This is a genomic window from Streptomyces sp. NPDC054757, from assembly GCF_053612185.1.
Genome location: NZ_JBSHBW010000024.1, coordinates 47,144 through 68,114 on the forward strand (window position 1 = coordinate 47,144; position 20,971 = coordinate 68,114).

Annotated in this window: 23 protein-coding genes and 1 pseudogene; 5 read left to right on the forward strand and 19 right to left on the reverse strand. The window is 72.2% G+C overall.

The window, feature by feature from the left end; genetic code table 11:
- Positions 1-10: 10 nt before the first annotated feature.
- Positions 11-1,282: a CaiB/BaiF CoA transferase family protein gene (locus tag ACWGKJ_RS25530; RefSeq protein ID WP_385023234.1), complete on the forward strand. Its 1,272-nt coding sequence runs from the start codon at positions 11-13 to the stop codon at positions 1,280-1,282.
- The gene (locus tag ACWGKJ_RS25535) at positions 1,279-2,157 is read left to right on the forward strand and encodes an HpcH/HpaI aldolase/citrate lyase family protein (RefSeq protein ID WP_385023236.1); all 879 of its coding nucleotides are present in this window, start codon (positions 1,279-1,281) and stop codon (positions 2,155-2,157) included. Before ACWGKJ_RS25530 ends, ACWGKJ_RS25535 begins: the two co-directional genes overlap by 4 nt.
- Positions 2,158-2,576: 419 nt before the next feature.
- On the opposite strand, the pseudogene lgt reads toward ACWGKJ_RS25535, so the two are convergent.
- The 11 genes and pseudogenes from lgt to hisI form a co-directional block, all read right to left on the reverse strand.
- Positions 2,577-3,533 (reverse strand): annotated as a pseudogene (gene lgt / locus ACWGKJ_RS25540) (prolipoprotein diacylglyceryl transferase); the annotation flags it as partial.
- A gap of 103 nt (positions 3,534-3,636) precedes the next feature.
- Positions 3,637-4,461, reverse strand: coding sequence for a DsbA family protein (locus tag ACWGKJ_RS25545; protein WP_385023238.1), 825 nt, complete (start codon positions 4,459-4,461; stop codon positions 3,637-3,639).
- Positions 4,462-4,533: 72 nt separating this feature from the next.
- Positions 4,534-5,382: a tryptophan synthase subunit alpha gene (gene trpA, locus ACWGKJ_RS25550; RefSeq protein WP_385023240.1), complete on the reverse strand. Its 849-nt coding sequence runs from the start codon at positions 5,380-5,382 to the stop codon at positions 4,534-4,536.
- Complete coding sequence (trpB, locus tag ACWGKJ_RS25555) at positions 5,379-6,626, reverse strand: tryptophan synthase subunit beta (protein WP_385023242.1); 1,248 nt, start codon at positions 6,624-6,626, stop codon at positions 5,379-5,381. Before trpB ends, trpA begins: the two co-directional genes overlap by 4 nt.
- A gap of 77 nt (positions 6,627-6,703) precedes the next feature.
- Entirely contained in the window at positions 6,704-6,835 is a 132-nt protein-coding gene (gene trpM / locus ACWGKJ_RS25560) for a tryptophan biosynthesis modulator TrpM (RefSeq protein ID WP_385023279.1), read from the reverse strand.
- Positions 6,836-6,848: 13 nt separating this feature from the next.
- On the reverse strand, positions 6,849-7,658 hold the full coding sequence (trpC, locus tag ACWGKJ_RS25565) for an indole-3-glycerol phosphate synthase TrpC (RefSeq protein ID WP_385023244.1): 810 nt from the start codon (positions 7,656-7,658) through the stop codon (positions 6,849-6,851).
- Positions 7,659-7,795: 137 nt separating this feature from the next.
- Complete coding sequence (locus ACWGKJ_RS25570; protein ID WP_385023246.1) at positions 7,796-8,311, reverse strand: DUF2752 domain-containing protein; 516 nt, start codon at positions 8,309-8,311, stop codon at positions 7,796-7,798.
- A gap of 107 nt (positions 8,312-8,418) precedes the next feature.
- Positions 8,419-8,667, reverse strand: a complete 249-nt coding sequence (locus ACWGKJ_RS25575; RefSeq protein ID WP_385023247.1) for an HGxxPAAW family protein — start codon at positions 8,665-8,667, stop codon at positions 8,419-8,421.
- 151 nt (positions 8,668-8,818) lie between these two features.
- Positions 8,819-9,460, reverse strand: coding sequence for a TIGR02234 family membrane protein (locus ACWGKJ_RS25580; protein ID WP_385023249.1), 642 nt, complete (start codon positions 9,458-9,460; stop codon positions 8,819-8,821).
- A gap of 7 nt (positions 9,461-9,467) precedes the next feature.
- Positions 9,468-10,970 (reverse strand): anthranilate synthase component I, encoded by a 1,503-nt coding sequence (locus tag ACWGKJ_RS25585; RefSeq protein ID WP_385023251.1) that lies wholly within the window; start codon positions 10,968-10,970, stop codon positions 9,468-9,470.
- Between the two features lie 46 nt (positions 10,971-11,016).
- Entirely contained in the window at positions 11,017-11,385 is a 369-nt protein-coding gene (hisI, locus tag ACWGKJ_RS25590) for a phosphoribosyl-AMP cyclohydrolase (protein ID WP_385023253.1), read from the reverse strand.
- 83 nt (positions 11,386-11,468) lie between these two features.
- Between hisI and ACWGKJ_RS25595 the strand changes: the two genes are divergently transcribed.
- Complete coding sequence (locus ACWGKJ_RS25595; protein WP_385023255.1) at positions 11,469-12,101, forward strand: TIGR03085 family metal-binding protein; 633 nt, start codon at positions 11,469-11,471, stop codon at positions 12,099-12,101.
- Between the two features lie 41 nt (positions 12,102-12,142).
- Here the strand turns inward: ACWGKJ_RS25595 and hisF are convergent, their stop codons facing one another.
- The 8 genes from hisF to hisD are packed head-to-tail and all read right to left on the reverse strand — an operon-like array spanning position 12,143 to position 17,877.
- Positions 12,143-12,898, reverse strand: a complete 756-nt coding sequence (gene hisF, locus ACWGKJ_RS25600) for an imidazole glycerol phosphate synthase subunit HisF (RefSeq protein WP_385023257.1) — start codon at positions 12,896-12,898, stop codon at positions 12,143-12,145.
- Complete coding sequence (locus ACWGKJ_RS25605; protein WP_385023259.1) at positions 12,895-13,308, reverse strand: RidA family protein; 414 nt, start codon at positions 13,306-13,308, stop codon at positions 12,895-12,897. The genes hisF and ACWGKJ_RS25605 overlap by 4 nt, the downstream gene beginning before the upstream one ends.
- The gene (gene priA, locus ACWGKJ_RS25610) at positions 13,305-14,045 is read right to left on the reverse strand and encodes a bifunctional 1-(5-phosphoribosyl)-5-((5-phosphoribosylamino)methylideneamino)imidazole-4-carboxamide isomerase/phosphoribosylanthranilate isomerase PriA (RefSeq protein ID WP_385023261.1); all 741 of its coding nucleotides are present in this window, start codon (positions 14,043-14,045) and stop codon (positions 13,305-13,307) included. Before priA ends, ACWGKJ_RS25605 begins: the two co-directional genes overlap by 4 nt.
- Positions 14,045-14,686 (reverse strand): imidazole glycerol phosphate synthase subunit HisH, encoded by a 642-nt coding sequence (hisH, locus tag ACWGKJ_RS25615; protein WP_385023263.1) that lies wholly within the window; start codon positions 14,684-14,686, stop codon positions 14,045-14,047. The genes priA and hisH overlap by 1 nt, the downstream gene beginning before the upstream one ends.
- The gene (locus tag ACWGKJ_RS25620; protein WP_385023265.1) at positions 14,683-14,850 is read right to left on the reverse strand and encodes a hypothetical protein; all 168 of its coding nucleotides are present in this window, start codon (positions 14,848-14,850) and stop codon (positions 14,683-14,685) included. Before ACWGKJ_RS25620 ends, hisH begins: the two co-directional genes overlap by 4 nt.
- Before the next feature lie 2 nt (positions 14,851-14,852).
- Positions 14,853-15,446 (reverse strand): imidazoleglycerol-phosphate dehydratase HisB, encoded by a 594-nt coding sequence (gene hisB, locus ACWGKJ_RS25625; protein WP_385023281.1) that lies wholly within the window; start codon positions 15,444-15,446, stop codon positions 14,853-14,855.
- A 5-nt stretch (positions 15,447-15,451) separates the two neighbouring features.
- Positions 15,452-16,558, reverse strand: a complete 1,107-nt coding sequence (locus ACWGKJ_RS25630) for a histidinol-phosphate transaminase (RefSeq protein ID WP_385023267.1) — start codon at positions 16,556-16,558, stop codon at positions 15,452-15,454.
- Positions 16,555-17,877, reverse strand: coding sequence for a histidinol dehydrogenase (gene hisD, locus ACWGKJ_RS25635; RefSeq protein ID WP_385023269.1), 1,323 nt, complete (start codon positions 17,875-17,877; stop codon positions 16,555-16,557). Before hisD ends, ACWGKJ_RS25630 begins: the two co-directional genes overlap by 4 nt.
- 124 nt (positions 17,878-18,001) lie before the next feature.
- On the opposite strand from hisD, the gene ACWGKJ_RS25640 reads away from it, so the two are divergent.
- Positions 18,002-19,594: an oxidoreductase gene (locus tag ACWGKJ_RS25640; protein ID WP_385023271.1), complete on the forward strand. Its 1,593-nt coding sequence runs from the start codon at positions 18,002-18,004 to the stop codon at positions 19,592-19,594.
- A 315-nt stretch (positions 19,595-19,909) separates the two neighbouring features.
- Positions 19,910-20,968: a hypothetical protein gene (locus tag ACWGKJ_RS25645; RefSeq protein ID WP_385023273.1), complete on the forward strand. Its 1,059-nt coding sequence runs from the start codon at positions 19,910-19,912 to the stop codon at positions 20,966-20,968.
- Positions 20,969-20,971 lie beyond the last annotated feature (3 nt).

A 20,971-nucleotide genomic window follows, 5' to 3' on the forward strand; every position in this document is an offset into this window, starting at 1 on the left:
GGAACGACGTATGGACAGGGACACCCCGCACACGCGCAGGGGCAGCGACAGCCCGCACACGACGGGGACCGGGGCCGCCCCGGACGGCCACCGGCCGTCCTCCCTCGAAGGGCTGCGGGTCCTCGATCTGGCGACGCTCTTCGCCGGACCGCTGGCCGCGACCCTGCTCGGCGACTTCGGCGCCGAGGTCATCAAGGTCGAGCACCCCCGTAAGCCCGACCCGTCGCGCGGGCACGGTCCCAGCAAGGACGGCGTGGGGCTGTGGTGGAAGCTGCTGGGCAGGAACAAGCGGAACATCACGCTCGACCTCGCGTCGCCGGACGGCCGCGCCGTGCTGCTGCGGCTGGCCGCGGGCGCGGACGTGATCATCGAGAACTTCCGGCCGGGCACCCTGGAGAGGTGGGGCCTGGGCTGGGACGAGCTGTCCGCTGCCAACCCCCGCCTGGTGCTGGCGCGGGTGACCGGGTTCGGCCAGTTCGGTCCGTACGCGCGGCGCCCCGGGTTCGGCACGCTCGCCGAGGCCATGAGCGGTTTCGCCGCCACGACCGGCGAGCCGGAGGGCCCGCCGACGCTGCCCCCCTTCGGCCTGGCCGACTCGGTCGCCGCGCTCTCCACCGCGTACGCCGTGATGGCGGCCCTCGCCGGGCGCGACCGCACCGGGTGCGGCCAGGTGGTGGACATGGCGATCATCGAGCCGATGCTGGCGGTGCTCGGCCCGCAGGCCATCTGGTACGACCAGCTCGGCTACGTACAGCCGCGCACCGGCAACCGGTCGAGCAACAACGCGCCGCGCAACACCTACCGCACCCGCGACGGCAACTGGGTGGCCGTTTCGACGTCCGCGCAGTCCATCGCGGAGCGGGTGATGCGGCTGGTGGGCCGGCCCGAGTTCATCGACCAGCCGTGGTTCGCCTCCGGTGCGCAGCGCGCGCTCCACGCGGACGAGCTGGACGCGGCGGTCGGCGGCTGGATAGCCCGGCACGACCGGGCGGATGTGGTGGCCGCGTTCGAGGAGGCGCAGGCGGCCATCGCGCCCGTCTACGAGATCGGCGATGTGATGGAGGATCCGCAGTACCGGGCCCTGGGCACGTTCGCGGAGGTCCCCGACGAGGAGCTGGGCACCATCAGGATGCAGAACGTCCTCTTCCGGCTCTCCGGGACACCGGGCGCCATCCGCTGGGCGGGGCGCCCGCACGGCGCCGACACCGACGACGTGCTGTCCGCGATCGGACTGGAGCCCGCCGATATCGCGGCCCTGCGGGAGTCGGGCGCGGTCCGGTGAGCGTGTCCGGGGAACTGTCCGCGCGCAGCCCGGTGCGGACCGTGCTGACCTGGCTGTACGTACCGGGCGACCGGCCCGCCGTGGTGGCGAGGGCGCTGGCGGCCGGCGCCGATGTGGTGCTGGTCGACCTGGAGGACGCGGTCGCACCCGACCGCAAGGCGTACGCACGGGACGCCACCGCCGAACTCCTGGCGGATCCGGCGCCCGGCCCCTCGCCGGTCCATGTCCGGATCAACGCCCTGGACGGTCCGCTCGCCGAGGCGGACGTACGGGCCGTCGCGGGACTGCCGGGTCTGGCGGGGCTGCGGCTGCCCAAGGCCGGGGGCGCCGCGGAGGTACGCAGAGTGGCCGGCTGGGCGGCCGACACCCCGGGCGGGGCGGACATCGCGCTCTATCCGATCCTGGAGTCGGCGCTCGGCGTGGAACGTGCCTACGAGATCGCCACGGCCGTCCCCTCGGTGCGCGGGCTGGCTCTCGGTGAGGCGGATCTCCGTGCCGATCTGGGCGTGTCCGACGAGGCGGGTCTCGCCTGGCCGCGCAGCCGTGCGGTGGTCGCGGCGCGAGCGGCGGGGCTGGCCCCGCCCGCCCAGTCGGTGTACGCGGACGTTCGCGATCTGGACGGGCTCGCCGCCTCCTGCGCACGGGGCAGGGCGCTCGGTTTCCTGGGGCGCGCGGCGATCCATCCGAGGCAGCTGCCGGTGATCGAGGCGGCCTATCTGCCCACGGCGGCGGAGATCCTGGCGGCCCGGGAGATCGTGCAGGCCGCGTCCACGGACGAAGGGGCGCTGGCCCTGCCGGACGGCCGCTTCGTGGATGCGGCCGTGGTGGCGGGAGCCCGGCGCACGCTGGATCTCGCGGGGCGGCAGCGGGTCTGAGCGACGGGCCGGTCCTACGGCCGGCTCTGAGCGTACGGGCCCGCTCGGGGGTACGGACACCGGAGCCGCCGACCCCCGCGCGGGCCGGCGGCGGAGGCCGGGACCGGGCCGGTCGGCGGACCCGGGTACGGGGGCAGGCCGGTCAGCGGATCCGGTACCGGCCGGGGCGGTCAGCCCTTGTCGGCCTGCGCTTCCGCCTTGACCCCGTCCCGCTCCGCGCCTGCCCCGGCGGTCGTTTCGGCCGCGACCGGGCTGTCGTCGGCACCGGCACCCGGACCGGCAGAAGCGTCGGTGTCCTGCTCGTTGGTGCTCTTGATCCCGGTGCTCTTGGTCCCGGTGCTGTTGGTCCCGGGGCTCTTGGCCTTGGCAAGCTCGGTCTTGACGGGCTCGGTCTTGACGGGCTCGGTCTTGGTGGTTTCGGCCTTGGTGGTTCCGGCCTTGTCGACCTCGGCTTCGTCGGCATCCTGGACCTTGTCCGCCTCGGCCCGGTCGTCTCCTGCCCCGGCCGTGCCCGCCTCGGACTGGTCTCCGGCGGCCTCGCCCTCCTGCGCGGCAGCCGTCTCCGCCGCGGGCTCGACGAGCTCCTCGCGGCCCGGCCGCAGCTTGGACGAGACGACGAAGTACGTCACCGCCAGCAGGAACATGATGAGCGCGGTCCAGTCGTTGAGCCGCAGCCCCAGGATGTGGTGGGCGTAGTCGACCCGCATGTGCTCGATCCAGCCGCGGCCCACGCAGTACGCGGCGACGTACAGCGCGAACGCACGCCCGTGGCCCAGCCTGAAGCGGCGGTCGGCCCAGATGACGAGGAGGCCGACACCGACGCACCAGAGCGACTCGTAGAGGAAGGTCGGGTGGTACGTACCGGCGATCCTGTCGGGGCCCTCGCTGATCTTCAGCGCCCAGGGCAGATCAGTCGGCCTGCCGTACAGCTCCTGGTTGAACCAGTTGCCCCACCGGCCGATGGCCTGGGCGAAGGCGAGGCCCGGCGCCAGCGTGTCGGCCCACGCCGGGAGCGGGATCCCCCGGCGGCGGCAGCCGATCCAGGCGCCGACCGCGCCGAGGGCGACCGCGCCCCAGATACCGAGGCCGCCCTGCCAGATCTTGAAGGCGTCGACCCAGTCGCGGCCACTGCTGAAGTACAGCTCGTAGTCGGTGATGACGTGGTAGAGCCGCCCGCCGACCAGGCCGAAGGGCACGGCCCACACCGCGATGTCGGCCACGGTGCCCGCGCTGCCGCCCCTGGCGACCCAGCGCTTGTTGCCGTACCAGACGGCGACGAAGACACCGATGATGATGCAGAACGCGTAGCCGCGCAGCGGGATCGGTCCGAGATGGATCACGCCGGTCGACGGACTGGGGATGAAGGCAAGGTTCATGGCACCGCCGACGCTACATCGCCGGGCGGGCCCTCGGACCACCCGCCCGGCAACGTATGCGTAACAAGGACCCTTCCCGGCGGGACCGGGATCAGGATCGGGATCAGGACGCGGGCGCCGGGGAAACCGTGCCCGCCTTCTTGCCCTGGTTGGCCTCGGTCACCCACTTCTTCAGATTGGCGGGCGAGATCTGCTCGTTCCCCTTCTTGGGGAAGACCGACGAGCCGTTCAGCTCGACGGTCGGCGTGCCGCTGAAGCCGCCCTTCTGGAAGGCCGCGTTCGACCGCTTCACCCAGCTGTCGTGCTTCCCGCCGTTCACACAGGAGGTGAAGGCGGCCGTCTTCAGCCCCTTGACCTTCCCGGCCAGCTCGATCAGCTTGCTGTTCTGCGCATAGGGGTCCTGGGTCTCCTCGGGCTGGTTCTCGTAGAGCACGTCGTGGTAGGCGGGGAACTTCCGCTCGTCCTGTGCGCAGGCGGCCGCGTTGGCCGCGCGCAGCGAGCCCGTGCCGCCCATGTTGGCGTCGATGAGCGTCGCGAGGTGGTACTCGACCTTGAGCTGCCCGGACTTCTCCAGCTCATGGACCGTGCTGCGGAAGCCGTTCTCGAACTGGCCGCAGGCCGGGCAGCGGAAGTCCTCCCAGACAGTGAGCGTGGACGGTGCGTCGCTCGCGCCCACCGGGATCGCCAGGCTGTCCTTCCCCATCGCTCCGCTCGGCACGGTGAGGGGGCTGTTCGCCGTGGAACCACCGCCGTCCTTGCCCGCGTTGGCCGCGACGACTCCGATCACCGCGGCCAGTGCCAGCACCCCCACCACGGAGCCGCCGACGATCATTCCCCGCTTGCGCCGGTCACGGGCCTTCTGCTTCTCGCGCTCTTCGACGAGCCGCTCTCGGGCGGCCCTCTTCGCGTCTCGGTTCTTCTCGCTCACACCCGCAGCAACGAACCGGGGAGGCACCAGCGTGCCTCCCCGGTCCCACTTCCACCCGTACGAGCGACGGCGTCAGCTTCGGCGTACGCCCTTGGCCAGATCGCCCGCCAGTTCACGGACGCCTTCCAGGCCCGCGGCGGCGTCCTCCGCGTCGAGCATCCGCTTGACGAACGCGGATCCGACGATCACTCCATCGGCGAACCCGGCGACCTCGGCGGCCTGTTCGGCGTTGGAGACCCCGAGCCCCACGCACACCGGCAGTTCGGTGGTGGCGCGGGTGCGCCGTACCAGCTCCTGGGCCTGCTCGCCCACGGAGTTCCTGGTGCCGGTGACCCCCATCAGCGAGGCCGCGTACACAAAGCCCGATCCGGCGGCGGTGATCGTCGCAAGACGTTCGTCCCTGCTGCTCGGCGCGACGACGAAGACGGTCGCCAGACCGTGCTTCTCCGCGTGCTCACGCCAGAGCGCGGACTCCTGGACCGGCAGGTCGGGCAGGATGCACCCGGCGCCGCCCGCCTCGGCCAGCTCGGCGGTGAACCGCTCGACGCCGTACCGGTCGATCGGGTTCCAGTACGTCATGACGAGGATGGGCGCGCCCGTGGCCTCGTATCCCTCACGCACCGTGCGCAGTACGTCGGCGATCTTCACGCCGCCCTTGAGCGCGATGTCGTCGGCGGTCTGGATGACCGGTCCGTCGAGGACCGGGTCGCTGTGCGGCAGCCCCACCTCGACGATGTCGGCGCCGCCTTCGACCACGGCCTTCACCGCCGCGATCCCGCCGTCCACCGTGGGGAATCCGGCCGGGAGGTAGGCGATGAGCGCCGCCCGGTCCTCCGTCTTCGCCCCGGCCAGGACCGAACTCAGCAGGGCCGTGTTGCCGCCGTGCCCGCCGTTTGCGCTGGTTCCGCTGGTTCCGCTCACTTGGCCGCCACCTCCGCGTCCGCGCTGTACAGCCCGAAGTAACGGGCAGCCGTGTCCATGTCCTTGTCGCCGCGGCCGGACAGGTTGACCACGATCAGCCCGTCCTCGCCCAGCTCCTTGCCGAGATCCAGCGCACCGGCCAGCGCGTGCGCGGACTCGATGGCCGGGATGATGCCCTCGGTGCGCGACAGCAGCCGCAGCGCCTGCATGGCCTCGTCGTCGGTCACCGCGCGGTACTCGCCCCGCCCGGCGTCCTTCAGATAGGCGTGCTCGGGGCCGATGCCGGGGTAGTCGAGCCCGGCGGAGATCGAGTAGGGCTCGGTGATCTGGCCCTCCTCGTCCTGGAGTACGTACGAGCGGGAGCCGTGCAGGATCCCCGGCTCACCGGCGGAGAGCGTGGCCGCGTGCTCGCCGGTCGCGATGCCGTGCCCGGCGGGCTCGAAGCCGACCAGACGCACCGAGGTGTCCGGGATGAACGCGTGGAAGAGCCCGATGGCGTTCGAGCCGCCGCCGACACACGCGGCGACGGCGTCCGGGAGCCGGCCGGCGCGCTCCAGGATCTGCCGCCGCGCCTCGACGCCGATCACCCGGTGGAAGTCGCGGACCATCGCCGGGAAGGGGTGCGGCCCGGCGACCGTGCCGAAGAGGTAGTGGGTGCGGTCCACATTGGCGACCCAGTCGCGGAACGCCTCATTGATGGCGTCCTTGAGGGTGCGGCTGCCGGACTTCACGGCGACGACCTCGGCGCCGAGCATCCGCATCCTGGCGACGTTGAGCGCCTGGCGCTCGGTGTCGATCTCGCCCATGTAGACGGTGCATTCGAGGCCGAACAGGGCGCAGGCGGTCGCCGTGGCGACGCCGTGCTGACCGGCGCCGGTCTCCGCGATGACGCGGGTCTTGCCCATGCGCTTGGTGAGCAGCGCCTGGCCGAGCACGTTGTTGATCTTGTGCGATCCGGTGTGGTTGAGGTCCTCGCGCTTGAGGAACACCCGTGCGCCACCGGCGTGCTGGGCGAACCGCGGCACCTCGGTGAGGGCGCTCGGCCGGCCGGTGTAGTCGACCATGAGGTCGTTCAGCTCGGCCGCGAAGGCCGGATCGGCCTTCGCCTTGTCGTACTCGACGGCGACCTCGTCCACCGCGGCGACGAGCGCCTCGGGGATGAACTTGCCGCCGAAGTCACCGAAGTAACCCTCGGCGCTGGGGATCCGGCCGTCCGGATCCGGGATGAAGAACTCTGAAGACATGCGTGATCTCCGCAGGTACGTAAGTACAGCACGTGAGTAGTGGTACGCAGGAGTGAAGCGTATGGCTGAGCTGCTGCTCAGCGACGCCATCGCATGCCGTTGATCTGACCGGGTTCGGAACCGATGTGGTACCGCACCCGCCGTCCCCGCGCGCGCCGTGCGGGCGCACGGCAGCCGCGGGGGCGGCACCCGCGCGCGAGAACGGCTATGACCACGGGAGCCTCAGTCCCGTCCGTGCCGCAGGGCCGGGTGGGCTCCGGCGGCGACCAGGTCGGCGACGGCACCCTTCGGGTCGCGGCCGGTGACCAGGGACTCCCCGACCAGCACGGCGTCGGCGCCCTCGTTGGCGTAGGCGATCAGGTCGTGCGGGCCGCGGACACCGGACTCGGCGACCCGGACGATGTGCGAGGGGATCTCGGGTGCGACGCGCTCGAACGTACCGCGGTCGACCTTGAGGTCCTTGAGGTTACGGGCGTTGACTCCGATGATCCGGGCGCCGGCGGCGGCCGCCCGCTCGGCCTCGTCCTCGTCGTGCACCTCGACCAGCGGGGTGAGCCCGATGGACTCGGCGCGCTCGATCAGCGAGACCAGCGCCTCCTGTTCGAGCGCGGCGACGATCAGGAGCACCAGGTCGGCTCCGTACGCCCGTGCCTCCCAGAGCTGGTACGCGGTGACGATGAAGTCCTTGCGCAGGACCGGGATGTCGACCTTGGCGCGGACAGCCTCCAGGTCGGCCAGCGAGCCGCCGAAACGGCGCTGCTCGGTCAGGACGGAGATGACGGAGGCGCCGCCCGCCTCGTAGTCGGCGGCGAGCGCGGCGGGGTCGGCGATGGCGGCCAGCGCGCCCTTCGACGGGCTGGAGCGCTTGACCTCGCAGATGACCTTGACGCTGTCTCCGCGCAGGGCCGCGACACCGTCCTTGGCCTGGGGTGCCTTCGCGGCGCGGTCCTTGAGCTCGTCGAGGCTGACGCTCGCCTGCCGCTCCGCGAGGTCGGCGCGTACGCCTTCGATGATCTCGTCGAGCACACTCACGCGAGCGGCCCCCTTCCGGGACGTGTGGATGGTTCAGGATCAGCCATGCCGATGTTATCCGTAGAAGACCCCGGGCCCCGCATCCGGCCCGCGGGAGTCCAGTGCGTGGACGTCCCCGTGGACGCTTCCGCGGACGCTCACGGGGCCAGGAACGCCCCGAAGGGAAGGTTCCGCAGCACGCTGAAGACCAGCACGACCGCGCCGATTCCCCACCAGAGTGCCGGGCGGAGTGTGACCCGCGCGGGCCGTCCCTGTACGGCGCGAACCAGCCATACGGCCATCACCACGGCGAAGACTCCGTACCCGGCGACCGCGAGCGCGTTGTCACCGAGGGCCGCCGCGAAGTCGCCGTGCGCGACGGCGTGGGCGCTGCGCAGACCGCCGCAGCCGGGGCAGTAGACGCCGGTGATCGCGTAGAGCGGGCAGACCGGGTAGTGGCCGGGGTGGTTGGGGTCGACGGCGCCGACATAGGTGAAGGCGGCGGCGACCGCGGCCAGTGTGCCGAGCGGCACGAGGAGCCGGCGCAGCAGCGGCTCGGGGGCCGGTGGCACCAGCGGCTCCGGGGCGAGGGGCGAGGGGTGACCGGCGGCCGGGCCCCACGCCTGCGGCGGGGCCGGGGCGCGGAGTGCGGCAGGGGCTGCGTTGGGGTCCACGCGGTGATTCTCCCTGTTCCTGCGGGAAGGCGCAGCTCATACGGGAAAGGGCGCGGCCCGGACGACCGGACCGCGCCCCCACAGGACGGTGCTCGTGGAGCGGAGCCTCAGTGCACCTGCGCCTGGGCGGCGCGGGCGCGGGCCTGGATGCTGGCCTCGGACTCCTTCGGCATGCCGAGCCCCGCGGCCTTCATACCGAGCCCGACGATGCCACCGATGACCACGACGACGAGTCCGGCGACGAACCCGACCGGGCTGGCCATCACCATGAAGGCGCCCGATACGCAGAACCCGATGAAGGCGATGATGACGCCGGTCCAGGCGGCCGGGGTGTGTCCGTGGCTGCTGCCCGCCATGAGTTGCTCCTCGTTGCTGTGTGTCCAGGCCCTGTACCCGGCGTGTGTTCCGCGGCCGCCCGGCCCAGTCGTGGTGGGCCGGGCGCCGGAAGCTCAGACCCATTGTCGCGCACCGCGGCTCCGGGGGTTGAGCTGGGGGGTGAGCTGTCCGTCACGCTTCCCGGGTGGGGTCCTCGCCTCGGTCGAGCGCCTTCCAGATCTCCTCGGGCCGCTCCGGGTCCGGCGCCCGGCGCGGGCGGCGCGGACGGGGGGTGCCGTCGCGCTCGTACCGGCTGGACATCGCGGGCCACTGTCTGCCGTAGCGGAGTGCGAGCAGCCCCGCGCAGAGGATCAGCAGGCTGCCGAAGGCGGCCACGTACGGCCAGGCGGTGTGGGAGAGCGCCTCGATGGTGGTGGCGGTGTTCCCTGCGGTGGTGGCGGCCTTCTCGTCCAGTGCTGAGCTGTCGCTCGCCCCGGCGAAGGCCGCCACGGCGGCGCCGGCCCCGCAGAGCGCGAGCAGCGCGGAGACGAGGAGACGGCCCGCGCTGCGTACCGCGAACACGGCGACGAGGGCGGCCAGACCGACGATCGCGAGGGCCGTGGGCACCCCGGTGACATCGCCGCCGTCGGCCGTGAGCGGCAGTGCGCCGCCGCCGACCGGTGCGTTGCCCCGGGCCCAGGTCTGCCCGGAGGCGAGGAGGACGACGGCAGCGCCGACTGCGCCGAGTATCAGGGCGGTGGCAAGACTGCGGCGGCTGCCCGGGGAGGGTGCGGCCGGTCCTGCTTCGGATCGGGGCGGGGGTACGGCACTCACGCCTCCACTATCCCCTATGCCCCGAAGGGCCGGTGAGGCGGTTGGCCGAACCGACGGCGCGGAGCACGGCCGCCGCCTTGTTGCGGCACTCGTTGTCCTCGGAGACCGGGTCGGAGTCGGCGACCACGCCCGCCCCGGCCTGCACATAGGCGGTGCCGTCGCGCAGCAGCGCCGTACGGATGGCGATGGCGGTGTCCGAGTCGCCCGCGAAGTCCAGATAGCCGACGCAGCCGCCGTAGAGCCCGCGGCGGGTCGGCTCCAGCTCGTCGATGATCTGCAGCGCACGGGGCTTGGGGGCGCCGGAGAGGGTGCCGGCGGGGAAGCAGGAGGTGAGGACGTCGAAGGCGGTGCGTCCCTCGGCGACCCGGCCGGTCACGGTGGAGACGATGTGCATCACGTGCGAGTACTTCTCGACCGACATGAAGTCGACGACCTCGACGGAGCCCGGCTCGCAGACCCGCCCGAGGTCGTTGCGGCCGAGGTCGACCAGCATCAGGTGCTCCGCGCGCTCCTTCGGGTCGGCGAGCAGCTCGTCGGCGAGGTCCTGGTCCTCGCGCGGGGTGGCGCCGCGGTGCCGGGTCCCGGCGATCGGGTGCACCAGGGCGCGGCCGTCCTCGACCTTGACCAGGGCCTCGGGACTGGAGCCGACGACGTCGAAGCCGTCGAAGCGGAAGAGGTACATGTACGGCGAGGGGTTGGTGGCGCGCAGCACCCGGTAGACGTCCAGGGCGCTCGCCGTGCAGGCCGTCTCGAAGCGCTGGGAGGGGACCACCTGGAAGGCCTCACCGGCCCGGATGCGCTCCTTGATGTCCTCGACGACGTTCTGGTAGTCGGTGCCGCCCCAGAGCGCGGTGTACTCGGGCAGCTCGGACGCGGGGAGTACGGCGGGGGCGGTCCCGGCGGGGCGCGCGAGGTCGGCCTCCATGGCGTCGAGCCGGGCGATGGCGTCCGCGTACGCCTCGTCGACGCCGGTGTCGAGGTCGTTGTGGTTGATCGCGTTGGCGATCAGCATGACGGTGCCAGCCCAGTGGTCGAGCACGGCGAGGTCCGAGGTGAGCAGCATGGTCAGCTCGGGCAGTTTCAGGTCGTCGCGCTCGCCGGGTCCGACCTTCTCCAGCCTGCGCACGATGTCGTAGCCGAGGTAGCCGACCATGCCGCCGGTGAAGGGCGGCAGGCCGCCCGCCAGGTCGCGCGGGGTGTGCAGCGCCTCGACCGTGGCGCGCAATGCCTGCAGCGGGTCGCCGTCGACCGGGACGCCGACCGGCGGGGCGCCCTCCCAGTGGGTGGCGCCGTCGCGCTCGGTGAGAGTGGCGGCGGACCGTACTCCGATGAAGGAGTAGCGGGACCAGGTGCGCCCGTTCTCGGCGGACTCCAGGAGGAAGGTGCCGGTGCGCTCGGCGGCGAGCTTCCGGTAGAGACCCACCGGGGTGTCTCCGTCGGCGAGCAGGGTGCGGCTCACGGGGATGACACGGCGGTCGGCGGCGAGCTTGCGGAAGGTCTCCAGGTCCATGGCGGAAGCTTAGACCGGCCGGGGAACGCGGCGGATGGCCGCCGGATCAGCCCAGCAGGACGTCGGCGTCGAAGCAGGTCCGCTCGCCTGTGTGGCAGGCGGCGCCGACCTGGTCCACCTTCACCAGCAGCGTGTCGGCGTCGCAGTCGAGTGCGACCGACTTGACGTGCTGTACGTGCCCGGAGGTGTCGCCCTTGACCCAGTACTCCCGGCGGCTGCGCGACCAGTAGGTGCAGCGTCCTGTGGTGAGGGTGCGGTGCAGGGCCTCGTCGTCCATCCAGCCGAGCATCAGTACCTCGCCCGTGTCGTACTGCTGGGCGATGGCGGGCACCAGCCCGTCCGCCGAGCGCTTGAGGCGGGCGGCGATCGCGGGATCGAGACTGCTGGACTGCGGCGTGCCGGGCGTGCGGGTCATGGCTCCATTGTGCCGCCCCCGCGGCCCCGGGCGGGCCGCCGTCCACTGGGCGGAACGGCGCGTGCGGTCGTACGCTGGCGGTCATGTCGACCCATGCCAAGCGCGAACGACTTCTCCTCGCCGACCTGTTGGAGGCGGCGGGTCCCGGCGCCCCGACGCTCTGCGAGGGCTGGAGGACAAAGGATCTCGCCGCCCATGTGGTGGTACGCGAACGGCGGCTCGACGCGGCGGGCGGCATCATGATCGGCGCGCTCAAGGGGCGCCTCGACCGGGTGCAGGGCGAATTCACCGCGAAGCCGTACGAGGAGCTGATCCAGCTGATCCGTACGGGGCCGCCCAAGTTCTCGCCGTACTCGCTCAAGCAGGTGGACGAGGGTGCCAACGCGGTCGAGTTCTTCGTGCACGCCGAGGACGTCCGGCGGGCCCAGCCCGACTGGTCGCCCCGTGAGGTGGACCCGGTCTTCGCCGAGGCGCTGTGGCGGCGGCTGGAGAAGGGCGCCAGGCTGATGGGGCGCCGGGCGCCGGTGGGGCTCGTGCTGCGGCGCCCGGACGGCCAGACCGTGGTCGCGCACCGGGGCACGCCGGTGGTGACCGTCACCGGGGAGCCGGACGAGCTGACGATGTTCGCCTTCGGCCGCCAGGACGCGGCGAGGGTGGAGGTCGACGGGGACGCGGAGGCGGCGGCCAGGGCGATCGAGGCCAGACTCGGCATGTGAGAGACGGCCGCCCCCTTTTGAGGAGGGGCGGCCGTACGGCTCTACCTGACCGGGTGTCCGGCCTGTCGCAGCTCGTCCTTGACCTGGGAGATCCGCAGGTCGCCGAAGTGGAAGACCGATGCGGCGAGCACCGCGTCGGCGCCCGCCCCGACGGCCGGGGGGAAGTGTCCCAGGGCGCCCGCGCCGCCGCTCGCGATGACCGGCACGGTGACCCGGGCGCGTACCGCGGCGATCATCTCGGTGTCGTAGCCGTCCTTGGTGCCGTCGGCGTCCATGGAGTTGAGCAGGATCTCGCCCGCCCCGAGACCGGCCGCCCGGTGCGCCCACTCGACGGCGTCGATACCCGTGCCCCGGCGCCCGCCGTGCGTGGTGACCTCGAAGGTGCCGGCGGCGGTCCGGCGCGCGTCGACCGAGAGGACGAGCACCTGACGGCCGAAGCGCTCGGCGATCTCGCTGATCAGCTCGGGGCGGGCGATGGCCGCGGTGTTCACCCCGACCTTGTCGGCGCCCGCGCGCAGCAGCTTGTCGACATCCTCGGTGGTGCGGACGCCGCCGCCGACCGTGAGCGGGATGAAGACCTGCTCGGCGGTGCGGCGCACCACGTCGTAGGTCGTCTCGCGGTTGCCGGACGACGCGGTGATGTCGAGGAAGGTCAGCTCGTCGGCGCCCTCGGCGTCATAGAGCCTGGCCATCTCGACGGGGTCGCCCGCGTCCCGGAGGTTCTGGAAGTTGACGCCCTTGACGACGCGGCCGTTGTCCACGTCCAGGCAGGGAATGACCCGTACGGCCAGTGTCATGCGCGCGCTCCCCGGTATGCCTCCACCTCGACCTCGACGACCAGGCTGGGGTCGATGAAACCGGAGACGATGATCATGGACGCGGCGGGGCGCACCGCGCCGAACAGTTCCTTGTGGGCCCGGCCGACCTCGTCCACGTCGCGGGCGTGTGTGACGTACATCCGGGTGCGGACCACGTCCCCGGCGCCGAGCCCGAGCTCCTTGAGCGCGTCGACGGCGACACCGAAGGCGGTGACGGCCTGTTCGTACGGGCCGCCCTCCGCGATCCGGCCGCCGGTCACCGAGGTGCAGCCGGAGACCAGGACGAGGCCGTTGGGCAGCTCCACCGCGCGGGAGTAGCCGATGGACTCCTCCCACGGCCCGCCGGACGAGATACGGCGTACGCCGTCGCCCGTGGCGCCGTCGCTCATGCCGCCGCCACCGTTTCGAGCGCCTCTTCCAGGGTGAACGCCCTGGCGTAGAGCGCCTTGCCGACGATCGCGCCCTCCACGCCCGAGGGGACGAGCGAGGAGATGGCCCGCAGGTCGTCGAGCGAGGAGACACCGCCGGATGCGACGACCGGCTTGTCGGTGGCCGCGCAGACGTTCTTCAGGAGCTCCAGGTTGGGGCCCTGGAGGGTGCCGTCCTTGGCGATGTCGGTGACGACGTAGCGGGCGCAGCCCTCGGAGTCGAGGCGGGCGAGCGTCTCGTAGAGGTCGCCGCCGTCCCGGGTCCAGCCGCGGCCGCGCAGGGTCGTGCCGCGTACGTCGAGGCCGACCGCGATCTGGTCGCCGTGCTCGGCGATGATCTTCGCGACCCACTCGGGGGTCTCCAGGGCCGCGGTGCCGAGGTTGACCCGGGTGCAGCCGGTGGCGAGCGCGGCGGCCAGTGAGGCGTCGTCGCGGATGCCGCCGGAGAGTTCGACCTTGATGTCCATCGCCGAGGTGACCTCGGAGATCAGCTTCCGGTTGTCGCCGGTGCCGAAGGCCGCGTCGAGATCGACCAGATGCAGCCATTCCGCACCCGCCCGCTGCCAGGCGAGTGCGGCTTCCAGCGGGGAGCCGTAGGAGGTCTCGGAGCCGGACTCACCGTGGACGAGGCGGACCGCCTGGCCGTCCCGGACGTCGACGGCGGGGAGGAGTTCGAGCTTCTTCTGCAAGGCGGACATCAGAGGGTTCCGATCCAGTTGGTCAGCAGCTGGGCGCCGGCGTCGCCGGACTTCTCGGGGTGGAACTGGGTGGCCGTCAGGGCGCCGTTCTCGACGGCCGCCACGAAGCGTTCGCCGTGGGTGGCCCAAGTGACGCGCGGGGCGCGGATGTTGGCGTTGGTGACTTCGAGCGACCAGTCGTGCGCCGCGTAGGAGTGCACGAAGTAGAAGCGCGCTCCGGCGTCGAGCCCGGCGAAGAGCTCGGTGTCCGCCGGGGCCTCCACGGTGTTCCACCCCATGTGCGGGACGACGTCGGCCTTGAGCGGGCCGACCGTGCCGGGCCACTCGTCGAGGCCCTCGGTCTCCACGCCGTGCTCGATGCCGCGCTCGAAGAGGATCTGCATCCCGACGCAGATCCCCATGACGGGCCGGCCACCGGCCAGGCGGCGGCCGACGATCCAGTCGCCGCGCGCCTCCTTCAGCCCCTTCATACAGGCGGAGAAGGCGCCGACGCCCGGGACGAGCAGCCCTTCGGCGTTCATGGCGCGGTCGAAGTCACGGGTGATCTCGACCTCCGCGCCGGCGTGCGCGAGGGCGCGCTCGGCGGAACGGACGTTGCCGAAGCCGTAGTCGAAGACCACGGCCTTCTTCCGGGCGGTCATGTCCAGATCCCCTGGATGCGCATCACACCCGCCGCCAGGCACATCACGGCCCCGATGGAGAGCAGCACGATGAGGCCCGCGGGCATCTTCTGCTTGACGAAGGAGTAGACACCGCCGGCCAGGAAGAGGCCGACGACGATGAGGATGGTGTTGAGGCCAGTCATGCTTACAGGGCGCCCTTGGTCGAAGGAAGAATGCCCGCTGCGCGCGGGTCGTGCTCGGACGCGTAACGCAGCGCGCGGGCCAGGGCCTTGAACTGGCACTCCACGATGTGGTGGGCGTTGCGCCCGTACGGTACGTGGACGTGCAGCGCGATCTGCGCCTGCGCGACGAAGGACTCCAGGATGTGCCGGGTCATCGTCGTGTCGTAGCTGCCGATCATCGGCGCCATGTTCTCCGGCTCGGTGTGCACCAGGTAGGGGCGGCCCGAGAGGTCGACGGTGACCTGGGCGAGCGATTCGTCCAGCGGCACCGTGCAGTTGCCGAACCGGTAGATGCCCACCTTGTCGCCGAGCGCCTGCTTGAAGGCGGCGCCGATCGCGAGGGCGGTGTCCTCGATGGTGTGGTGCGAGTCGATGTGCAGGTCGCCGTCGGTCTTGACGGTGAGGTCGAAGAGGCCGTGACGGCCCAGCTGGTCGAGCATGTGGTCGTAGAAGCCGACGCCTGTCGACACATCGACCTTGCCCGTGCCGTCGAGATCGATCTCGACCACGACCGAGGTCTCCTTGGTGGTGCGTTCCACCCGTCCGATGCGGCCCACGCGAGTCATGCGGTGATCTCCTTGTGCAGTGCGCGTGCCGCTTCGAGGAACGCGTCGTTCTCGGCCGGAGTGCCCACGGAGACCCGCAGCCATCCGGGGACCCCGTTGTCCCTGACCAGGACCCCGTGGCCGAGGATCGCCCGCCAGGCGGCCGGGGCGTCCTGGAAGCGGCCGAACTGGATGAAGTTGGCGTCGGACTCCGTCACGTCGTATCCGATGGAGCGCAGCTCGCCGACGAGCCTGTCGCGCTCGGCCTTCAGCTGCTCGACGTACCGCAACAGGGTATCCGTGTGCTCCAGGGCGGCGAGCGCGGTGGCCTGGGTGACGGAGGACAGGTGGTACGGCAGCCGTACGAGCTGGACGGCGTCGACCACAGCCGGGTCGGCCGCGAGGTAGCCGAGGCGCAGCCCGGCCGCGCCGAACGCCTTGGACATGGTCCGGGAGAGGACCAGGTGGGGCCGGTCCTCGATCAGCGGGAGCAGCGAGGGCGCGTGGCTGAACTCGCCGTACGCCTCGTCCACCACGACCATCGAGGGGCCCGCCGCCTGCGCGGCCTCGTACAGCGCGAGGACGGTGGCGGTGTCGACGGCGGTGCCGGTGGGGTTGTTGGGCGAGGTGATGAAGACGACGTCGGGGCGGTTCTCGGCGATGGCGCGCTCGGCCGCGGCGACGTCGATGGTGAAGTCCTCGTTGCGCGGTCCGGAGATCCAGCCGGTGCCGGTGCCGCGTGCGATGAGGGCGTGCATCGAGTACGAGGGCTCGAAGCCGATCGCGGTGCGGCCGGGGCCGCCGAAGGTCTGGAGCAGCTGCTGGATGACCTCGTTCGAGCCGTTCGCCGCCCAGACGTTGACCGCATCGACCGGGTGCCCGGCCGTCCTGGTGAGGTAGCGGGCCAGCTCGGTGCGGAGCTCGGTGGCCTCGCGGTCGGGGTAGCGGTTGAGGGTGCGGGCCGCGTCGCGGACGCGCTCGGCGATCCGGTCGACCAGCTCCTCGGGCAGCGGGTACGGGTTCTCGTTGGTGTTCAGCCGTACGGGGACGTCCAGTTGGGGCGCCCCGTAGGGCGACTGGCCGCGCAGTTCCTCGCGTACGGGCAGATCGTCGATGCCGGTCATGCGGTGGGCACCTGCCATCCGAACCTCGCCTTGAGGGCGGCGCCGTGTGCGGGCAGGTCCTCGGCCTCGGCGAGCGCCACCACGTGGTGGGTGACATCGGCGAGCGCGTCCCGGGTGTAGTCGACGATGTGGATGCCGCGCAGGAACGACTGGACCGAGAGGCCGGACGAGTGGCAGGCGCAGCCGCCGGTGGGCAGGACGTGGTTGGAGCCCGCGCAGTAGTCACCGAGGGAGACCGGGGCCCAGGGGCCGACGAAGACGGCTCCGGCGTTGCGGACCCGGGCGGCGACGGCGGCTGCGTCGGCGGTCTGGATCTCCAGGTGCTCGGCTCCGTACGCGTCCACGACCTTCAGGCCGTCGTCCACCGAGTCGACCAGGACGATCGCGGACTGCTTGCCCTCCAGGGCAGGGACGATCCGGTCGGTGACGTGTTTGGTGGCCGCGACCTGCGGGGCCAGCTCCTTCTCGACCGCGTCGGCGAGCTCGGCCGAGTCGGTGACGAGGACGGCGGCGGCCATCGGGTCGTGCTCGGCCTGGCTGATCAGGTCGGCGGCGACATGGGCGGGGTCGGCGGTGGCGTCGGCGAGTACGGCGATCTCGGTCGGGCCCGCCTCGGCGTCGATGCCGATCCGGCCGGTGAAGTACCGCTTGGCCGCGGCGACCCAGATGTTTCCGGGGCCCGTGACCATGTTGGCCGGGGGGCAGGACTCGGTGCCGTACGCGAACATCGCGACGGCGGTGGCGCCACCGGCCGCGTACACCTCGTCGATGCCGAGCAGCGCGCAGGCGGCCAGGATCGTCGGGTGGGGCAGACCGCCGAACTCCTTCTGCGCCGGGGAGGCGAGGGCGATCGACTCGACGCCTGCCTCCTGCGCGGGCACCACGTTCATGACCACGGACGAGGGGTAGACGGAGCGTCCGCCCGGCGCGTACAGCCCGACACGCTCGACCGGTACCCACTTCTCGGTCACCTTGCCGCCGGGGACGACCTGCGTGGTGTGCTCGGCGCGCCGCTGGGCCCGGTGGACCAGCCTGGCGCGCCTGACCGACTCCTCCAGGGCCGCCCGGACCGCCGGGTCGAGCCGGTCCAGGGCATCGGCCAGGGCCTCGGCGGGCACCCGCACCCGGTCCAGCCGCACCCCGTCGAACTTCTCCGCGTACTCGATCAGCGCCGCGTCGCCACGATGGTGCACGTCCTCGCAGATCGGCCGCACCTTTTCCAGGGCGGCCTGTACATCGAAGTCGGCACGGGGCAGCAGGTCGCGCAGGTCGCCGCCCTCGGGGAGGGCGTCGCCGCGCAGATCGATTCGGGAGATCATGCCCCCAATTCTCTCAGACCGGCCGCGGCCTCCGGTCGCCCGTATCAGTGGCTGATACACAACTGGCCCCCTCGCGGTGACCGCTAGCGTTCACTCCATCACTCGTGGGCAGGGAGGGGCGGCAGTGACAGAGGCGCAGCACGACGAGCATGCGCCCGACTGGCTGACCGGCGCCGAGCTGGGCATGTGGGAGGCCTTCCGCAACGGCAGTACGTACGATCTGCGCACCCGCAACCCGGTCATGGACAACCCGCTCTCGGCACGGACCTGGGGCCCGGAGCGCACGGTCCGGGCGCGTGTGGTGGCCCTGCTGCTGCTCAGTGGTCCGCCCGCGCTGGCCGGGCGCGTCTCCTCGCTCAAACTGACCGGGGTGCAGATCACCGGCGCGCTGGATCTCGCGGGCGGCACGGTCACTCCGTACGTGGAGTTGACCGGCTGCCGGTTCGAGGACGAGGTGCTGCTTCCCGAGTGCCGGGTCACCACGGTCCGGATGGTCGGCTGCGCGATGCCGCGTCTGGAGGCGGCCCGGCTGCACAGTGAGGGCGATCTGCATCTGCCGCGCTGCCGGGTGGCGGGCGGCATCCGGCTGACCGACGCACAGATCGGCACGGATCTGCTGATCAACATGATCGTGGTGCACCCGGACCGCAAGGGCCGCTCGATCGCGGCGGACGGGCTGTACGTGGCGCAGGACCTGCAGGCCGAGATGATCGAGTCGCACGGCGAGGTGAGTCTGCGCTCGGCGCGGATCGGCGTTTCGCTGAGCTTCAACGGCAGTCGGCTGCTGAACCCGGACGGGCGGCGGGCGCTCAACGCCCCGCAGCTCTCCGTGGAGCGCACTCTCTATCTCTCGGCGGCGGGGGTGGCTCCGGACGGCGGGGGCACCACCCCTCCGTACGGCACGGGGCCGACTCCGCCGTACGGGACGAGACTTCAGCCGTTCGAGTGCGTCGGCGGGATACGGCTGGACGACGGGCGGTTCGGGGACGCGCTCGACCTGCGGAGTGCGAAGTTCCGTATGCACAGCGACCAGGAGCTCTCGCTGCGCCGTATCCAGACGCCCGAACTGCGCTTCCTCGGGGACCGCCCCGAGCAGGGCCGGGTGGTGCTGTCCGGCGCCAAGGTGGTCAACCTGGTCGACATGTCGACCAGCTGGCCGGGTCCCGGCGGTCTGGCGATGGGCGGTTTCAGCTACGAGAACCTCATCCCGGTCGGCCACTTCCCGCTGGAGCAGCGCCTTGAGTGGGTGACGGCGGCGACCCCGGAATACGCGCCGGAGCCGTACGAGCGGCTGGCCTCGGTGCTCCGCAACAGCGGTGAGGACGCCGACGCGCGCGAGGTGCTGCTGGCGAAGCAGCGCCGGCGCCGCGAGACGCTGCCGCTGGCCGCCAAGGTGTGGGGCTACCTCCAGGACTGGACGGTGGCGTACGGCTACCGGCCGGGGCGGGCCGCGCTCTGGATGGCGGTGCTCTGGGCGGCGGGCACGGTCGCGTTCTCGCGGTACGACCCGAAGCCGATCAGCCCGGACGGCCATCCGCAGTGGAACGCGGCGCTCTACGCACTGGACCTGCTGATCCCGGTGGTCAACCTCGGCCAGGACGGCTACTGGAAGCTGTCCGGCGGCTGGCAGTGGACGGCGGCGGCGCTGATCGTGCTCGGCTGGATCCTGGCCACGACGGTCGCGACGGGGGCGACGCGGCTGCTGCGCCGCAGCTGAGGGGGCGGGCCTGGCGGGCGGCGGGGCGGGCCTGGCGGGCGGAGCGCGCGTCGGGCGGACAGGGCGCGCGGACGGCAGGGCGGGCGCCTGGCGGAGCTGACGGGGCTGGCGGAGCTGACGGGACGGACGGGGCGGCCGTGGCCGAAGAGCCCGGCGGGGCGGACGCGGCTGCCGGGACGTGTGCGGACCGCCGCTTTGCCGCCGCTGCTCTTTACCTCTCCTTGACCACTCCGCGTACAACCATCAGCCCGATACGAAAGCTTCACGTCCTCCCCCTGGCGCCGTCCTCACCTGCGGTTTTCAATGGTCCGCACCATGTCCCTCATCACGGCCCTGCCCTCCCTCCGCGCCATTCCCCTGCGTTCGCTGCGCTCCCTGACCGGCACGGCGCGCCGTCTGCCGCCCCGGCCCGCCGCAGTGCCGGACGGGCCCCACGACGAAGAGGTGCTGCTGGACGTCCCCGACGCCCGGCTGGCGCCCGTGCTCGTCGCGGCGGCCGACGGGGACCACGGACCGGCGGCGGCCCTGCTGGCCGCCACCCGTACGACGGCCGGATGGGAGGACCGCGACCGCTACCTCACCCGGCTCGCCGCCTTCGCACTCGGCAGGGACGCCTGGCTCTCCGGCTGGCTCGCCGCCTCGCCGCGCGACCCCGACGCCCTGCTCCTCGCCGCCGCCCTCGCGGTCCTCAGGGCCTGGGGCTCCCCCGCCCGCGCCGAACTGCTGAGGGAGGTCGGCCCGCTGATCGACGCGGCGGCCGCCGGTGACCCCAGGGACCCGGTGCCGTGGCGCCTCGCGCTGGACCACGCCCGCGGTGTGCACGCCGGGCACACCACGTTCGAGACCCTCTGGGAACAGGCGCTGCGCCGCTCCCCCTGGCACTACGGCTGCCATGTGGCCGCGCTGCGCTATCTGTCCGCACAGTGGCACGGCTCGCACCGCGAGTGCTTCGACTTCGCGGAGCAGGCGGCCGACGAGGCACCGCCCGGAGCACTGGTGCGGGCCCTGCCGGTACGAGCGGCCTTCGCCTTCATCGCCGGGGGCGGGCGCCCCGATGCGGCCCCCGGGCGTATCGACGCGGCGGCGGACCGCGCCATCGCCCTGTCCGCCGGTCACGGGCCGGGCGAGCCGCTGCTGGCGGAGATCAGGAACGTGCTCGTGTACGTGCTGGCCCACCGGGAGAGGTGGGCCGACGCGCTGGAGCAGTTCCGGCTGATCGGCCCGGATGTGACCTCGTTCCCGTGGGCCCGGCTGAGTGACGATCCGCTGGGCCGGTTCCTCGAACTGCGCGGCGCCGTACGCGTACTGGCAGCCCCCGACGGCGGGCGGCGCGACAGAACGGGGCGCGCCCGCGGCCGCGGCCATTACGCTTGACCG

Excerpts from the sequence above, each read along its gene's own strand:
- ACWGKJ_RS25530 (WP_385023234.1), top strand. The coding sequence starts at position 11 with ATGGACAGGGACACCCCGCACACGCGCAGGGGCAGCGACAGCCCGCAC.
- trpB (WP_385023242.1), bottom strand. The coding sequence starts at position 6,626 with ATGTCTTCAGAGTTCTTCATCCCGGATCCGGACGGCCGGATCCCCAGC.
- ACWGKJ_RS25575 (WP_385023247.1), bottom strand. The coding sequence starts at position 8,667 with ATGGCGGGCAGCAGCCACGGACACACCCCGGCCGCCTGGACCGGCGTC.
- ACWGKJ_RS25585 (WP_385023251.1), bottom strand. The coding sequence starts at position 10,970 with ATGGACCTGGAGACCTTCCGCAAGCTCGCCGCCGACCGCCGTGTCATC.
- hisI (WP_385023253.1), bottom strand. The coding sequence starts at position 11,385 with ATGACCCGCACGCCCGGCACGCCGCAGTCCAGCAGTCTCGATCCCGCG.
- ACWGKJ_RS25595 (WP_385023255.1), top strand. The coding sequence starts at position 11,469 with ATGTCGACCCATGCCAAGCGCGAACGACTTCTCCTCGCCGACCTGTTG.
- hisF (WP_385023257.1), bottom strand. The coding sequence starts at position 12,898 with ATGACACTGGCCGTACGGGTCATTCCCTGCCTGGACGTGGACAACGGC.
- ACWGKJ_RS25605 (WP_385023259.1), bottom strand. The coding sequence starts at position 13,308 with ATGAGCGACGGCGCCACGGGCGACGGCGTACGCCGTATCTCGTCCGGC.
- priA (WP_385023261.1), bottom strand. The coding sequence starts at position 14,045 with ATGTCCGCCTTGCAGAAGAAGCTCGAACTCCTCCCCGCCGTCGACGTC.
- hisH (WP_385023263.1), bottom strand. The coding sequence starts at position 14,686 with ATGACCGCCCGGAAGAAGGCCGTGGTCTTCGACTACGGCTTCGGCAAC.
- ACWGKJ_RS25620 (WP_385023265.1), bottom strand. The coding sequence starts at position 14,850 with ATGACTGGCCTCAACACCATCCTCATCGTCGTCGGCCTCTTCCTGGCC.
- ACWGKJ_RS25630 (WP_385023267.1), bottom strand. The coding sequence starts at position 16,558 with ATGACCGGCATCGACGATCTGCCCGTACGCGAGGAACTGCGCGGCCAG.
- hisD (WP_385023269.1), bottom strand. The coding sequence starts at position 17,877 with ATGATCTCCCGAATCGATCTGCGCGGCGACGCCCTCCCCGAGGGCGGC.
- ACWGKJ_RS25645 (WP_385023273.1), top strand. The coding sequence starts at position 19,910 with ATGTCCCTCATCACGGCCCTGCCCTCCCTCCGCGCCATTCCCCTGCGT.